This window comes from Bradyrhizobium sp. SZCCHNR1093, assembly GCF_032381175.1.
In the GTDB taxonomy this organism is placed as follows: domain Bacteria; phylum Pseudomonadota; class Alphaproteobacteria; order Rhizobiales; family Xanthobacteraceae; genus Bradyrhizobium.
The window spans coordinates 82,990-98,440 of record NZ_JAUHJJ010000016.1 but is presented as its reverse complement, the minus strand read 5'-3'; the positions used below and the strand labels follow the sequence as shown (position 1 = coordinate 98,440).

At 67.0% G+C, this 15,451-nt stretch carries 14 protein-coding genes; 3 read left to right on the top strand and 11 right to left on the bottom strand.

Annotated elements, in window-relative coordinates; all coding sequences use genetic code 11:
• The first annotated feature begins 542 nt into the window (after window positions 1-542).
• Window positions 543-2,093: an aldehyde dehydrogenase family protein gene (locus QX070_RS30920; RefSeq protein WP_315740929.1), complete on the top strand. Its 1,551-nt coding sequence runs from the start codon at window positions 543-545 to the stop codon at window positions 2,091-2,093.
• Between the two features lie 76 nt (window positions 2,094-2,169).
• Window positions 2,170-2,370 (top strand): DUF3606 domain-containing protein, encoded by a 201-nt coding sequence (locus QX070_RS30915; RefSeq protein WP_315740928.1) that lies wholly within the window; start codon window positions 2,170-2,172, stop codon window positions 2,368-2,370.
• Window positions 2,371-2,372: 2 nt separating this feature from the next.
• Here QX070_RS30915 and QX070_RS30910 read toward each other — a convergent pair whose 3' ends face one another.
• Window positions 2,373-2,573: a hypothetical protein gene (locus QX070_RS30910; protein WP_315740927.1), complete on the bottom strand. Its 201-nt coding sequence runs from the start codon at window positions 2,571-2,573 to the stop codon at window positions 2,373-2,375.
• Window positions 2,574-2,632: 59 nt separating this feature from the next.
• Entirely contained in the window at window positions 2,633-2,926 is a 294-nt protein-coding gene (locus QX070_RS30905; RefSeq protein WP_315740926.1) for a hypothetical protein, read from the bottom strand.
• Window positions 2,927-3,096: 170 nt separating this feature from the next.
• Between QX070_RS30905 and pncA the strand changes: the two genes are divergently transcribed.
• Window positions 3,097-3,732: a bifunctional nicotinamidase/pyrazinamidase gene (gene pncA / locus QX070_RS30900; protein WP_315740934.1), complete on the top strand. Its 636-nt coding sequence runs from the start codon at window positions 3,097-3,099 to the stop codon at window positions 3,730-3,732.
• A gap of 10 nt (window positions 3,733-3,742) precedes the next feature.
• Here pncA and QX070_RS30895 read toward each other — a convergent pair whose 3' ends face one another.
• From QX070_RS30895 to QX070_RS30855, 9 genes are all read right to left on the bottom strand, one after another.
• Window positions 3,743-5,296, bottom strand: coding sequence for a hydantoinase/oxoprolinase family protein (locus QX070_RS30895; protein ID WP_315740925.1), 1,554 nt, complete (start codon window positions 5,294-5,296; stop codon window positions 3,743-3,745).
• 2 nt (window positions 5,297-5,298) lie between these two features.
• The gene (locus tag QX070_RS30890) at window positions 5,299-6,387 is read right to left on the bottom strand and encodes a DUF917 domain-containing protein (protein WP_409999189.1); all 1,089 of its coding nucleotides are present in this window, start codon (window positions 6,385-6,387) and stop codon (window positions 5,299-5,301) included.
• A 93-nt stretch (window positions 6,388-6,480) separates the two neighbouring features.
• On the bottom strand, window positions 6,481-7,569 hold the full coding sequence (locus QX070_RS30885; protein ID WP_315740923.1) for an ABC transporter ATP-binding protein: 1,089 nt from the start codon (window positions 7,567-7,569) through the stop codon (window positions 6,481-6,483).
• Window positions 7,566-8,630, bottom strand: coding sequence for an extracellular solute-binding protein (locus QX070_RS30880; RefSeq protein ID WP_315740922.1), 1,065 nt, complete (start codon window positions 8,628-8,630; stop codon window positions 7,566-7,568). The genes QX070_RS30885 and QX070_RS30880 overlap by 4 nt, the downstream gene beginning before the upstream one ends.
• 14 nt (window positions 8,631-8,644) lie before the next feature.
• The gene (locus tag QX070_RS30875) at window positions 8,645-9,523 is read right to left on the bottom strand and encodes an ABC transporter permease (RefSeq protein ID WP_315740921.1); all 879 of its coding nucleotides are present in this window, start codon (window positions 9,521-9,523) and stop codon (window positions 8,645-8,647) included.
• A gap of 8 nt (window positions 9,524-9,531) precedes the next feature.
• Window positions 9,532-10,407 (bottom strand): ABC transporter permease, encoded by an 876-nt coding sequence (locus QX070_RS30870; protein ID WP_315740920.1) that lies wholly within the window; start codon window positions 10,405-10,407, stop codon window positions 9,532-9,534.
• A complete protein-coding gene (locus QX070_RS30865) occupies window positions 10,407-11,189 on the bottom strand; it encodes an IclR family transcriptional regulator (RefSeq protein WP_315740919.1) in 783 nt (260 codons plus the stop codon). The genes QX070_RS30870 and QX070_RS30865 overlap by 1 nt, the downstream gene beginning before the upstream one ends.
• Before the next feature lie 153 nt (window positions 11,190-11,342).
• Window positions 11,343-14,888 carry a molybdopterin cofactor-binding domain-containing protein gene (locus QX070_RS30860; protein WP_409998921.1) on the bottom strand — a complete coding sequence of 1,182 codons (3,546 nt, stop codon included), beginning with the start codon at window positions 14,886-14,888 and terminating at the stop codon, window positions 11,343-11,345.
• A complete protein-coding gene (locus tag QX070_RS30855; RefSeq protein WP_315740918.1) occupies window positions 14,888-15,370 on the bottom strand; it encodes a (2Fe-2S)-binding protein in 483 nt (160 codons plus the stop codon). The genes QX070_RS30860 and QX070_RS30855 overlap by 1 nt, the downstream gene beginning before the upstream one ends.
• Between the last annotated feature and the right edge of the window lie 81 nt (window positions 15,371-15,451).

The window sequence follows — 15,451 nt, the reverse complement described above, 5'->3', positions numbered from 1 at the left end:
GTCATAGGCGCATTCTTGTGGACGTCCATCTGGTCTCTCCTTGGAACACTGAAGCTTCGCAACCTCAGCTTCCTCGGATCAGACCGGATGGACAACCTCCTGGAAGACCACAGCTAAAGAGCCGCACACCGGGGAGATCACGATATAATCGTGAAGACCATCGCGCGGGGAATGCCGGGATGTCTCGGCTGAACCTGTGGTTCCTGCCGCCTGCATTTTTTTTCGCAGGCGGGCCATGGGGGCGGCCAGCTCCCGGCATTCCATGCGCCCTCGTGTTTCGCGAGGGCTCATCGATCCGATCAACCCGGGCGCGCTGCGTCGCGGGATCTCGGCGATGCGCGCCAGAAGGCTCAGCCGGCGCGCGCGAGGCAGAACGAGCGGGAGGACGCCTCCGTGCGCCGACGAGCGACCTTCCCAGTGGCCGTTTGCCCAGCGCCCGGGTGCTCGCGCCGCAGCCGGATTTGATCTACACGGGGGCGTTTATGATGGACCATTCATGACGTCTCGCGCGCATCGGCGCGGGGGACAATCCGGAGTTGCATATGTCGCCCAGCCAAGCATCGCCCCTGACCCTCGTTGCGGAAACGGCCGAGATCCTGACCTCGCTCGGCGTTGCGCCGGAGCGGCTGCGCGGTGGGACGCGCGCCGCGCGTTCGCCCGTGACCGGCGAGGTGTTGGCCCATGTGCACGACGACACCAGGGCGGATGCGACCGCGGTGATCGCGCGCGCCCATGCCGCGTTCTTGCAGTGGCGCCTCGTGCCCGCGCCGAAGCGTGGCGAACTGGTACGGCTGTTGGGCGAGGAGCTGCGCGCCCACAAGGCTGCGCTCGGCCGCCTGGTCTCGATCGAGGCCGGCAAGATCGTCTCCGAGGGGCTCGGCGAGGTCCAGGAGATGATCGACATCTGCGACTTCGCCGTCGGCCTGTCGCGCCAGCTCTATGGGCTGACCATCGCGACCGAGCGCGCCGAGCATCGCATGATGGAGACTTGGCATCCCCTCGGCGTCACCGGCGTGATCTCCGCCTTCAACTTCCCAGTGGCGGTGTGGGCCTGGAACGCGGCGATTGCGCTGGTGTGCGGCAATAGCGTCGTCTGGAAGCCGTCGGAGAAGACGCCGCTGACCGCGCTCGCGACCGACGCGCTGCTGGCGCGCGCGCTGCAACGTTATCGCCGCGAGGGCGGTGAGGCGCCGGAGGGGCTTGCCGGCCTGCTGCTCGGCGGCCGCACGGTCGGCGAGATGCTGGTCGACGATGCCAGGGTGCCGCTGGTGTCGGCGACCGGCTCAACCGCCATGGGCCGCGTCGTCGGCGCCTGCCTTGCCGGCCGCTTTGCCCGCGCCATCCTCGAGCTCGGCGGCAACAATGCCGCGATCGTCACGCCCACGGCCGACCTCGATCTCACCCTGCGCGCCGTGGCGTTCGCGGCGATGGGTACCGCGGGCCAGCGCTGCACCAGCCTGCGCCGCCTGTTCGTGCATGCCGACGTCTACGCCCAGCTCGTGCCACGGCTGAAGCAGGCCTACGCCTCGGTGGCGATCGGCAATCCGCTGGAGCAGGGCACCCTGATCGGCCCGCTGATCGATCGCGGCGCCTACGACGCCATGCAGGACGCGCTGAGCGCCGCGCGCGATCACGGCGGCCGCGTGTTCGGCGGCGAGCGTGTCGCCGTCGGCGGCTTCGAGCAGGCCTATTACGTCCGGCCGGCGCTGGTCGAGATCGAAGCGCAATCAGGCCCGGTCGAGCGCGAGACCTTTGCGCCGATTCTCTACGTGATGCCGTATCGTGATCTCGATGCCGCGATCGAGCTGCACAACGCCGTGCCGCAGGGCCTGTCGTCGTCGATCTTCACCAATGATCTGCGCGAGGCCGAATTGTTCGTGTCCTCGCGCGGCTCCGATTGCGGCATCGCCAACGTCAATATCGGTCCCTCGGGCGCCGAGATCGGCGGCGCGTTCGGCGGCGAGAAGGAGACCGGCGGCGGCCGCGAGTCCGGCTCGGATTCGTGGAAGGCCTATATGCGCCGCGCCACCAACACGGTGAACTACGGCCGCAGCCTGCCACTGGCGCAGGGCGTCAAGTTCGACGTCGGCTGATCGATGCGATGGGCCTTCCTCATCGGCGGAACCGCTTCGATGGGTCGCGCGTTGCGCGCTGAGAAGGAGATGCACCATGGCAACGAAGAAGAAGGCCTCGACCGCAAAGTCAGCGCGCGGACGCAAGCAGGATCGCGCCCGCGTCGCGGGTGGACAGGACTACGAAGTCCGCTACGAAGCCAAGAAAAGCGGCCGCTCGGCGTCCGCGGTGAAGAAGGCGGTCAAGAAGGTCGGCAACAGCCGCAAGAAAGTCGAGCGCAAGCTTACGCGCCAGTGACGTCAATGTTGCTTCGGCCGCTCCGGCGGCCGAAGCGATCCCCTCGCCCAGCGGAGCGCCTTGGGCGAGTGCAGCGGATCGGGCCCATCGCAGGTCGGGCAAGTAAGCTCGCGGCGCCCGCCCTTGCCCTCGCGCACCGCGAGCGCGCGACCGCAGGTCGGGCATGGCTTGCGCAGCAGCCACGGGACCGGATGATTCGGCATGATGGCGTCTCCCGCTGGAGGCCTCAGGCTAGGGCATCTTGGGGTAGCTGCGGAATCACTTATTTGAATCGCGGCGGATCTTCCGGCTCTCCGTGCCGTGAACAATCAGGGCAGGTGTCGCCGGTCGCGGCCAGGACGTCCTCGATCGCCGCGACCGCGTCCGAGCTACGCAAGCCGCGTGGCGGATCGTCGCGTGCGATGCGAAGCGCAAGAGACAGCGCATGCGGATCGCCGCGCTCGCGCATCCAGCCGTGCTGTTCGCATTCGACGATCGCGCCGGCCTCGCGCAGGGTGGCGACCGCCCAGCGCTCGAGACGCTGGCTCTTGGAATGGTGTGTGACGGCAGTCTGCATCGGCCACGCTCTCCCGCCGGGAGAATCCATGAATCGGCGGGTGTTTCCAGGCCCATCCTGCAGGGCAGGGATTCCAAAATGGAGGGGCTGGCTTGCCGCGGATTGTTCGGCGGTCCGGCTTGAGATTGCCGCGGGCTGGGGCCATCCTTGACGGAGTACGCGTGAAACGGATGCAGACCGGAATGCAGATCAAGGCCAACGAGGATTTGCTGCTCATCATCGATGTGCAGAACGATTTTTGTCCCGGCGGCGCGCTCGCCGTGGCCGACGGGGATGCCGTGGTGCCGGTGATCAACCGGCTGAGCGGGAAGTTCGATCACATCGTCCTGACCCAGGACTGGCACCCGGAGGGACACAGCTCGTTCGCCTCGAGCCACCCGGGAAAGACGCCGTTCGAGTCCGTCACGATGCCCTACGGGCCGCAGACCTTGTGGCCGGACCATTGCATCCAGGGCACGCCGGGCGCGGCCTTCCATGCCGATCTTGCGACCGACAAGGCGCAGCTCATCATCCGCAAGGGCTTTCGTGCCGCGATCGATTCCTACTCGGCGTTCTTCGAGAACGACAAGACCACGCCCACCGGCCTCGCCGGCTATCTGCGCGAGCGCGGCCTGAAGCGGGTTTTTCTCGTCGGTCTCGCCACCGATTTCTGCGTGCACTATTCGGCGGTCGATGCGCGGCGGCTCGGCTTCGCGGCCATCGTCGTCGACAACGGCTGCCGGGGCATTGACCTCGGCGGCTCGATGGCGGCGGCCAAGGCGCAAGGCGCGGAGGCCGGGGTCGAGCGGATCGCCGAGCTGGCGTGATGACAATGGACTACGCCGCCGCGCCGATGGTCGGCTCGGCGATGGCGCCGGCGACGCGAACACGGACGCGCAGCGCGTTGCCGGGGAGGTAGGCGATGGGCATGTCCTCGACGTCGACCGTCTTGAGCGTATCGGGGGCGGCGCCGGCTTGCACGGCGCGTGCCTCGGCGATGCCGCGCGCGGCGGCGATGGCCTCGTCGCGGGTCAGGTCGCGGAAGACCTGGTCGGCCTCGCCGGAGACCTGGGCGATGGCGGCGCCGACCGCATTGGCGCAGTCGCCATGGTCGACGCGGACGATGTTGGAGATGCCGGCGAGGCGCTCCGGCACCAGGAAGGCACCGCCGCCGACCGCGAGCAGCGGCACGTCGCCGGCCTCGGTCTTCATGCGGTCGATGTCGCCCTCGAGCTTGCGGTGGGCGTCGGCGAGCGCGGCGTCGATCAGGCCTTTCGGCAGATGCGCGACGCGCGATCTGTCGCCGATGTCGATCAGCCCCGCCGCGACCGCGATGTCGGTCGCGGTCAGACGGTCGCCGCCAAATACCAGCGCGTCGGATGTCAGCCGGTATCCGACGCTGAGCGGGCCGACGCGGACCGGATCCTGCTCGACATGGCTGCCGCCACCGAGCCCGATCGAGAGCAAATCGGGCATGCGGAACAGCGTGCGGACGCCGCCGACCTCGACGACGGCGTTGGCCTCGCGCGGAAAGCCGTGGCGCAGCTGGCCGATGTCGCTGGTGGTGCCGCCGACGTCGACGACCATGGCGTCGTCGAGGCCGGAGAGATACGCGGCGCCGCGCATCGAGTTGGTGGCGCCGGAGGCGAAGCTCATGACCGGGAAGGCGGTCGCGATCTCCGCCTGCATCACGGTGCCGTCGTTCTGCGTCAGGAACAGCGGCGCATCGATGCCGGACTCCGCGATCGCCTTGCGGAAGGCGGCGACCGTCGTGACCGCGAGGTCGTGGAGCGCGGCATTGAGCAGGGCGGCGTTCTCGCGCTCCAGCAGTCCGATGCGGCCGAGGTCGTGCGACAGGGTGACGGCGACCTCGGGGCAGATCTCGGCCAGGATCTCGCGCGCAGTGTTTTCGCAGCTCGGGTCGAGCGGCGAGAACGACGAGGCGACCGCGACCGCGCGCAGGCCCTTGGCCTTGATCGCGTGCGCGGCGGCCCTCAGTCCGGCCGTGTCGAGCGGCATGAAGGGGCGGCCATCATAATCGTGGCCGCCTTCGAGCATGAAGGTCTCGGCGCTGACCAGCGCGGCGAGATCGGCCGGCCAGTCGCAGAACGGCGGCAGCGAGGCGGAGGCGGGCATCCCGATTCGGATGGCGCCGATCCTCTGCAGGTGCCGCCGCTGCACCACCGCATTGATGAAATGCGTGGTGCCGATCACGACCGCGTCGACCGGCACGGCCGCGGCGGGATTTTCTCGCAGCGCCCTGAGCGCGGCGAGAATGCCGGAGGTGACGTCGGCGGTGGTTGCGCTCTTGACGGAGTGGACGACCTCGTCGTCGGCAATCAGGACGGCGTCGGTGTTGGTGCCACCGACGTCAATGCCAATCCGCTTCATTCTCAGGGAGCTCCAGGGGTCGCAAACAGCGACCGGAAATCGAGGTCATAGCCGAAGGCGCGCGGGCCGACGAATTCGAGCCCGCGCGGGCTGGTCAGCACGGACGGTGCGGGCAGCGCGATCACGGTAACGCGCTGGCCGTAGCGCACCGTCTCGGTGCCGATGCCGTGGCCGTTGACGCTGTCGAGCACGCAGATCAGGTCCGGCGACATTGCGATGGCTTTGCCATCGCGCCAAGCCACGATCCATTCGTTCTGGAACGACAGCTTGAGCCGGGTGCCGCGATCGTCGTCGCTGCCCTCGATCACGGCGCTGCCGCGCAGAAATCCTTCGGTGGTGCGGCGTTCGACGTCGACGATCTTGCCATTGAAGAGCCGCTGCCCGCCCTCGCAATCGAGGATCGCCGCGATCGGATCGTGGTGGCTCCTGTTGGCGGCCTCGACCGCGCGGCCGATGGCGATGGCCTTGGTGGTGGTGAAATGGATGCCCCAGTCCTTGACCTCGCGGCCGGTGCGCGGCGCCTTGCTGGTCGAGGCGATCGAGCCCATCTCGACGCAGATCTTGCGGCTGGCGCGCTCCATCCACTTCCAGCTCGGCACCTTGGTCACGACGGCCTCGATGCCGCGCGGATCGTAGAGCGTGCAGGGATAGGGCTTGAGGTCGCCGATCGCGACCGACGTCATCTGCGCCTCGGGAAAGGCGCGGCCCATGCAGTCGGCGTCGACCACGGGAATGTTCAGATGCGCCGCCGCCATCAGCGCCTGCATGCCGTTGCCGCCGCCGATCTCGACCGACATCACGGCGCGAAATGTGATGCCGTTGATCTCCTCCTGCATGCGCACCGCACGCGCGATGCTGCGGCTGTCGGCCAGCCGTTCCTGCCCGACCAAGGGGGCGCCCATGTTGGAGACCACCGCGACCCAGTCGTCGTCTGCGAGGTCGAGCGGCGACATCATCTGCACGCGATGTCCTTCCGCATAGAGCCGGCGCAGGTTGAGCAGGCCGAGATAGGGACTGCCGCCGCCGCCGGTGCCGAGGATCCAGGCGCCGACCGCGAGCGACTCGATGTCGTCGAGGCTGATCGTCTCCATGCCGGCCGCGCTCACGGCACGAGCTCCTCGACGGTGCTCTGTGACTGCGGCGCACGGTACTGCTGCGGGAATAAGAATTTAACGTTCACAATATCAATCCTCGAGAATGACGAGATCGGCCGGACGCCAGTCGAGCGTGACCGTTTGACCCGGCGCGTGGAGCGGACCAGCCCCGGAATTCGGCTGTTGCGCCAGCACGTGCTGTCCGCTCTCCAGGGCGATGCGGTACAGCACCGCGCCGCCGAGGAAATTGGTGCTGTCGACGGTGCCGCGCACGGACATGCCCGTCCGCTTGGCATCGGCCACTTCGGCTGGTGACACCGATATCTTCTCCGGCCGCAGCGCGACCGACAGAACCTCGCCCTCGGCTGCTGCGACCGTGTCCGCCAGGGCCAGCACCAGACCGTTGCCGGCGGCTATGCCGACGCCATTGTCCAAGGTCACGCGCTGGCCGCGAAAAATGTTGGTGTCGCCGATGAAATCCGCGACGAAACGCGTTCGCGGCTGATCGTAGATCTCGACCGGGGTACCGATCTGCTCGATGCGGCCGGCGTTCATGACCGCGATACGGTCCGACATGGCCAGCGCCTCTTCCTGGTCGTGGGTGACGAACACGAGGGTGAGGCCGAGCGTCTTCTGCAGCTGCTTGAGTTCGAACTGCATCTGCTGGCGCAGTTTCTTGTCGAGCGCGCCGAGCGGCTCGTCGCAGAGCAGCACGCGCGGCGAGATGACGATGGCGCGGGCGAGCGCGACGCGCTGCTGCTGTCCGCCGGACAGTTGCGCCGGCCTGCGGTTCTCCAGGCCTCCGAGTTCAACCATCGCCAGCGCTGCCTTCACCTTCGCGGCAATCGTCGCCTTGTCGATCTTGCGCATGCGCAGGCCGAAGGCGACGTTCTCGGCCACGGTCCGGTGCGGAAACAGGGCGTAGTTCTGGAACACCATCGCCATGTCGCGCTTGTGCGCCGGCACATGGGTAATGTCGGCGCCGTCGAGGCGGATCTCGCCGGCGCTTGGGCTGTCGAAGCCGGCGATCATGCGCAGGGTGGTGGTCTTGCCGCAGCCGGACGGGCCGAGCAGCGAAAAGAACTCGCCAGGCCTGATGTTCACGGCAACCGCATCGAGTGCGCGTACGCCGCCGTCATAGATCTTGCTGACCGCGGCGATCTCGATGGCAGCGCTCATGCGCGGAAGATCCGGTTGACCCGGCTGTCGATCTCGTCTTTTCGTGCATTGTACCACTTCCAGTCGACCTGGATCAGCTTGCTGACCTTCTCCGGTGTCGTCAGCAGCTTGGCGTCATACTTGGCGTCGAGCTTGACCTTCTTGTTGGCCGGCGAATACCACACCGTCTCGGCGAGGCGCTTTTGGACCTCGGGGCGCAGCATGTAGTTGATATAGGCGTTGGCGAGCTCCTTCACCTTGCTGCCGGGCGTGATGCTCAGCACTTGCTCGAGCGACAGCACGCCCTCGTTCGGCGTGACGAAGTCGACCGGCTGGTTCTGACCGTCGTAACGATAGATGCCGGAATCATGCAGGATGCCGAGGCCGACCTCACCGGACAGGATCAGCTTCTCCATCGCGCCGGTGAAGTCGACCAGCTTGATCGGCTTCAGCTTCTCCAGCGCTCCATAGGCGGCGTCGAGGTCGGTCTGGCCCTTGCCATACAGCGCGCCGCACATCATCACGAACGCCTGTCCCAGGCTATTGGCTGGGATCACATAGCCGCCGCGCGCGCCATTGAATTTCGCATCCCAGTAGTCTTTCCACGACGTGACGCTCCCATAGCCCTTGTCGGTGCGCATGCCGAGACCGATGGCGCTGGTGAAGATGCAGACGCCGACGATCTTGTCGCTGACGGCGTAAGGATAGACGTCGGCGATATTCGGAACCAGCTTGGGGTCGACCTTGGGCTCGACGAGACCCATCGCCACGGCCGCCCACTGCTCGTTGGAGTTGGTGTGCAGCACGTCGTAGACCGGGGCCGAGCGTGAGCTCGCCTGCAGCTTCGGCAGGAACGGCAGCGCGGTGTCGGTCTTGAGCTTGCACTTGAACTCGCTCTCGAAGGCCGGGCCGATCTCGGCCTTCATCACGTCACCCCATTTGCCGCCCCAGCCGGTGACGTTGAGAACGGGCTCGTCCGCACGCGCGACATAGGGAGCAGCGACAACGCCGGCGCCGAGCGACGCAGCCGCGGTCAGCAGGCGGCGGCGGCTCAGAGGAAAACGACGCGATGAGGCGGTCATGTCCGGGATCTCCCTTAGAGTTTGACGTAGGAGCGAAGACCTACGGTGCGGTCGAGCGCGATGACGACGATGAAGGCGAGCAGGATCGAGACCACCGAGGCCGCGCCGATGGTGCCGTCGAGATCGAACTTCAGATAGTTGAACAGCGTGATCGGCAAGGTCTCGCTACCCGGCGCGACCAGGAACAGCGACACCGGAAACTGGTCGAACGAGACGATGAAAGCAAAGATCGCGCCTGCCAGAACGCCGGGCTTCACCAGCGGCAGAGTGATCTCGAAGAAGGCCCGGGTGGGGCTGGCGCCGAGATTTTGCGCGGCTTCCTCCAGCCTGACATCGAAATTATGCAACACCGCGAGCGTGGTGCGCACGACGTAGGGAATCGTCACCAGCGTATGGCCCGCGACGAGGCCCCACAAGGGACGCCCGACATCGAGCAGCACGTAGGACTGGAACAGTGCAAGACCGGTCAGGATCGCGGGCAGCATCAGCGGCGACAGCATGGTCGCCACGATCAGCCGCGAGCCTGGCAGGTTGCCGCGGGCGATCGCCAGCGCGGCCGACGCGCCAAGCACGGTGGCCGCGGCCGTGGTCATGGCCGCAACTTCGATGCTGAAGAGCAGCGCGTGCATGAAGTCGCGCGAGGCGAAAAACTTCTCGAACCAGCGCAAGGAGGCGCCGACTGGCGGAAACTGGATGAAAGGCGTGGGGTTCAGAGCGAACACGATCACGATCGCGATCGGCGCCAGCAGGAAGGCGAGGATGCCGGTATTGGCGGTGAGATAGAGCCTGCGACCCCACCGGAGCGGCCGCGTCTTGCTGCGAAGGGCAGGTGTGGCCGCCAGATCGATCGGCGCAGCAAGCGGCGGCCGCGATCCTGGAGCAAGGCTCGTCATATTGGCCCTCATTGCAGCTCGCGTTGGCCCGAAACGAGGCCGAGCACGTGATTATACGCGACAACGAGCGAGAGCGAAATGATGAGCAGCACCATGCCGAGCGCAGCCGCGAATCCGACGTTGAAGTTCGCGGAGATCTGCTGGTAGATCAGGATCGGCAGGGTCATGATCTGGAAGCCGCCGAGCAGGATCGGCGTGACGTAGGCGCTGATCGCGAGCGCGAAGACGAGCAGCGAACCGGCGAGGATGCCGGGCAGGCTGAGCGGCAGGGTGATTTCGAGAAAAGCGCGCCACGGGCTGGCGCCGAGATTCTCCGCCGCCTGCTCCAGCCGTTCGTCGATGCGGCCGATCACGCCAGTCAGCGTCAGCACCATGAAAGGCACATAGATGTGGACGAGGCCGATGATGATGCCGGTCTCATTGTACATCAGCTGCAACGGCCTGGTGATCAGCCCGAGCGAGGTCAGGATCTGGTTGATGACACCCTTGTCGGACAGCAGCGTCATCCAGGCGAAGGTGCGCACCACGATGCCGGTCAGCATCGGCGCCAGCACGGCCATCAGCAGCAGCGCATGGCCGGTGCGGCTCTTGATCCGCGCCATCCAATGCGCGAGCGGGTAGCCGATCACGAGCGCGGCCAGGGTCGTCCAGAGGCCGATCCGGATCGTGGTCCAGATCACCTCGAGATAGTAGCCGTCATCGCCCATGCGGGCATAGTGCTTGGCGGTGAGGGCGACGTTCGGCATGACCACGGGGTTGCCGGTCAGGACGCTCATCAGCGCCATCAATCCGATCGGCAGGAAGAAGAACAGCGCGAACAGCAACGCGCTCGGCAGGATCAACAGCGCCATGCTGTTGACGCGCGGCGCGCTGCTGCTCGTCATCAGGAGGCCAGTCCGGCCAGTTGCTCGATGGTCTGGCCGAGCGGATCGCCGGTCATGCGCCGCAGCTTGGCTGCCATTGCGCCGAGCTCGCGGCGGACGTTGGCGCGCTCGATCTCGGTGGTCGCCTGCACCGAATAGGAGACGGCGATGCCGATCAGCTCACCGCTCTCGCCGCTCGCCAGCGCAAAGCCCTGCGAGCCGACGCCCTCGATGGCCTCGTCGGCGGCGTCCGAGATGCCGGTCCGGCGGATCTCGTTCAGCCGCGCCATCAGCTCGGTGAAGTTCTGCGGCGAGTTGGCCGGGACCTTCGGGTAGTCGAGCGGCACCCGCGCCCGGATCTCCTGGTCTGACAGACGCGCCAGCATGGCGCGGCCGTTCGAGGTGATGATTGCCGGCGTGCGCTGGCCGGGCGGGTTGACGACGCGCAGCGGATTGGAGCCGGGCACGATCCGCAGCACCACCTGCTGATAGCCGTCGAGCACGGCGATGTAGCCGGTGTGGCCAGTGCGCGCGCAGACATCGCGCAGTTCGCCCTCGGCGGTGGCGATCAGGTCGTCATGGGCACGGTGAAGCCGCCCGAGCTCGAAGGTCAGCAGGCCCGGGCGGTAGCGTCGGCTATGCGGGTCCTGCTCGAGCAGGCCGCAATCGCGCAGCGAGCGGAGCAGACGTGAGGTCGAGCTTTTCGGCTTGCCGGTCAGGACCTGGACGTCGGCAAAGGAGAGGTCGGGTCGCGCGGTCGAAAAGCAGCGCAGGATGTCGATGGCGTTGGTCAGGGCGCTCATGATGATACCGTTTGTTCCATTTTTTGGAACATAGTCTCAAATTCTAGAAGCGGCAGGGCGACTGCCGCAAGGCGAAATTACTGGCAAGGAGGTGCCCGAATGCGCGTCAGGGTGGTGGTCGGGGCGCCGGGCGCTGAAGGAGCATGCTCGGCCTCACTGCGCCACGGCGGACCTGATGCGACCGAGGGCGGCGTCAACGCCCGTCCAGGCCGGCTTGTCCGGGGCAAATTGCTGACGGAGATAGGCGACGAGTTCGGCGAGCTGGACGTCGCTGAGATGCTCCTTGAACGCCGGCATGTAGCCGAGGTCGGACGAGGCCGGCTTCATGATCCCGTGCAGGATCACCTGGATCAGATTGTCGGGTGTGGCGCTGTGCAGGTTGCTGTTCAGCGCCAGCGAGGGGCGGCTGCCGAACATTGGCAGGCCGCCGACCTCATGACAGACCGCGCAGGCGCCGAGATAGAGCCGTGCCGCCGGAGACGGCGTCGAGGTCACCTTGGTGCGCGCTTCCAATTCCGCGGCCATCGCCTCCAGCTTCGCTGCCTCGGGCGAGGGCGTCTGGAACGAGGCGAGATAGATCGCCATGGCCCGAATGTCGGCATCGGGCAGCGTCGCGAGATCCTTGACGATCGGTGCCATCGGACCGGCGGCCACGCCATGGAAGCGCGACTGACCGGAGCGGAGGTAAGTGTAGAGTTCGTCCTCGGTCCACGGGATCGGGGCACTCGAGAGCGAGGTCAGTGCCGGGGCTTCCCAGCCATCGGCGAAGCCGCCAGCGAGATATGCGTTGCGTTGCTCGGCGCCGAGCGCGTTGCGCGGCGAGTGACAGGCGCTGCAATGGCCGAGGCTTTCGACGAGATAGAAGCCGCGATTCCAATGCTCTGATCGTGTTGGATCACGCCTGAACGGCTGCGTGTCGTGAAACAGTGCATTCCACCCGGCGACCAGCGGCCGCAGGTTGAACGGGAAGCGCAGCGCGTTGTCCGGCGCCTGCTGTCGGACCGGTGCCTGTGCCATCAGGTAGGCGTACAGCGCCTGCAGGTCGGCATCATCGGTTCGTGCGAAATGCGTGTAGGGGAACGCCGGATAGAGCTGCCGGCCGTCGCGATGCACGCCCTCGCGCATCGCGCGCTCGAAGGCGGGATAGGACCAGGCGCCGATCCCGGTCTCGACGTCGGGCGTGATATTGGTGCTGAACAGCGTGCCGAACGGCGTCTCCAGCGCACGGCCGCCGGCATTGATCAGGCCGCTGTCCGCGGTGTGGCAGACTGCGCAATTGCCGAGCGCCGCGAGCGCCTCCCCGCGCGCGACCGTCGCAGCGGAATAGACCGAGGGATCGGGGCGGGGGATCGGCGCGATGGCGCGCCAGGGCAGCACGGCTGCCGCGACGCCGATCGCCGCGGCGCAGGCCGCGACGGCGGTGGCGATCACGCCGCCCCGCTTGGCAAAGGGCTTGAGCCACGTGGTCGCCGGTCTTTCGGGGGCGGGCAGCGACTGCGGCGCCGGCGTCTCCACCCGTTCGCCGCGCAGTCCTTTCAGGATGCGCTCCGGCGTGAATGGCGGCTCGCGGAAGCGGACGCCGGTGGCGTCGTAGATCGCATTGGCGATCGCGGCGGCGCTTGGCACGGACGCTGACTCGCCGACGCCGAGCGGCGGCTGATCCGGTCGCGGCAGCATCAGCACGTCGATCTCAGGCACGTCGGGGAAGGTGATGATCGGATAGGCGCCCCATTCCCGCGCCGCGACCTTGCCGCGCGTGAAGGGAATCTCCTCCATCAGCGCCCGGCTGGTGGATTGGATGACGTTGCCTTCGATCTGGTGGCGTACCCCGTCCGGATTGATCATCAGGCCGGAGTCCTGGCCTGCGATCACCCGCGTGACGCTGACATCGCCGGTCGTCGTATTCACGGCGACATCGGCGATCCAGGCCGACCATGCCGCGCCGTAGCCGGGAAACTTGCTGTGGACGTAGAGCGCGTAGGCGAAGCCGCGGCCATGGACGACGCCGTTCTCGGGCGTCTTCTCTTCCCGCACGGGGCGCGGCGTCCAGCCGGCGCGTTCGGCCACGGCGTTCACGAGATCACGCGCGCGCTCGTCTTTCAGATAGCGCAGCCGGTATTCGATCGGGTCGACGCCGGCCTCCGCAGCGAGCTCGTCGATATAGGACTCGTGCGCGAAGGTATTGGGCAGCGCCGAGACGCCGCGGATCCAGGAGGCGCGCACGATCGGCGGCATGTCATGCGCTGTGATGCGCATATGGTCGTAATCATAAGGCGGAATCGCGGTGCGGTCGCCCATCTCGAACACGGCGGGCTCCGGCGCGATGCGGCCGGTGAGCAGCAAGGCCAGCGTCGGCGCGCCGTTCGAGGGATAGCGCGTGGCGAATTCATAGGCCGCAACCGAACCGTCGGCATTGAGGCCGCCATTGACGTCCATCAGCTGCGCGGTGCCTTTGGGCTCCCACAGATGCTCCTGCTCGCGCGTCAGCTGCACGCGCACCGGGCGGCCGACCGCACGCGCCAGCAGCAGCGCATCGGCCGTGACATCGTCGGCGCAGTTGCGGCCATAGCAGCCGGCGGCCTCCAGCCGGACCAGCTCGATGTGATCCTCTGGACAGTCGATCAGCATGGCGAGATCGCCGCGCAGGATGTGCGGATTCTGCGTGCCGGAATAAATGCGGATCTGCCCGTCGCGATAGTCGGCGACAGCGCAGGACGGCCCGATCGAGCCGTGCATCTGATAGGGCCAGAGATAGGTCCTCCGCATCGGCTTGGCGGCGTCGGCGATGGCGGCGTCGACATTGCCCTTGTCGAGCAGCCGGCGCGGAGCGGACGGATTGGCTCGCAGCGCGTTCTCGACATCGTCGAGATCGCGCAAGGTCGGCACCGGCCTCCAATTCACCTCGAGGCGCTCGGCAGCCAGGATCGCGTTCTCCTCGCGCTCGGCGACGACGCCGATGAAATCGCCGATGACGACGACGTCGACCAGACCCGGGATGTCGCGCACCGAGTCTCTGTCGACGTCAAGCAGGCTGGTGCCGATGAACGGTCCGGCATCGACGCCGGCATAGGGTGGGCGCACGACGCGGCCGTGCAGCATGCCGGGCACGCGCACGTCATGTACGTAGATGAGCTCGCCGGTCGCCTTCGCCGGCAGATCGACGCGCGGCACCGAGCGGCCGACGACCTGATAGTCGTTCACCGACTTGACGATGATATCGTCGGCGAGCGCGAGGCTGATCGTCTCATCGCCGATCAGTTCGCCATAGCTGAGGACGCGGTTGTTGGGCCCGCGGATCAGCCCGTCCTCGACCGTCAAATCCTGAACGTCGAGGCCGAGCTGCGTGGCCGCTCGCGCCAAGAGGAAGGCGCGCGCCTGCGCCGCCGCCTTGCGCAGGGGTACGGCGGTGATCTGAATTGTCTCGCTGGCGATGGTCGCGCCCTGGTTCGGCACGACCGCGGTGTCACCGAGCACGACCACGACGCGGGCGAAGGAGACGTCGAGCTCTTCTGCAACGATCTGTCCCAGCGCGGTGCGGATGCCGGTGCCGAGATCGACATGGCCGTTGAAGGCCGAGACCTCGCCTGCCGCCGTGATCCGGATGAAGGTTTCGAACCGGCCATTGTTGCCGGCCATGGGACGCTCGACGACCAGCCAGCCGCGAGGCATGTCTTCGTCCTTGGTGAGGCGATCGTTCATCAGTCCAGCGCCTCGAGCGTGTGGCCGGCCGCCCGCATCGCCGCGCGGAGGATCTCGACATGGGCGCCGCAGCGGCAGAGATTGTAGCGCAGCGCCTGCTTGATCTCATCGCGCGACGGATCGGGCTTGATCGCCAGCAGTGCCTTGGTCGTCATGATCATGCCGTTGAGACAATAGCCGCATTGCGCAGCCTGCTCGGCGATGAAGGCCTGTTGCACCGGATCGGGCGCCTCGCGCGAGCCCAGCCCTTCCAGCGTGGTGACATCGCGGCCGATGCAGCCTTCCACCGGAATGACGCAGGATCGGGCGGCGCGGCCGTCGATCAGCACGGTGCAGGCGCCACATTCCCCCAGGCCGCAGCCGTATTTCGGACCGTTCAGGGCGAGGTCGTTGCGCAGCACATGAAGCAGGGGCGTGCTGGGCGCGGCGGCGACGTCGTGCACCCGTCCGTTCACGGTCAGCCGAATCGTTGCTGGCGTCATGCCCTTCTGTCGTCCGCTATGCTATCGTTAACGAGGATGCGATGGCGATCGCTCCGAGCGTATCGTTTGTGTACTAACATG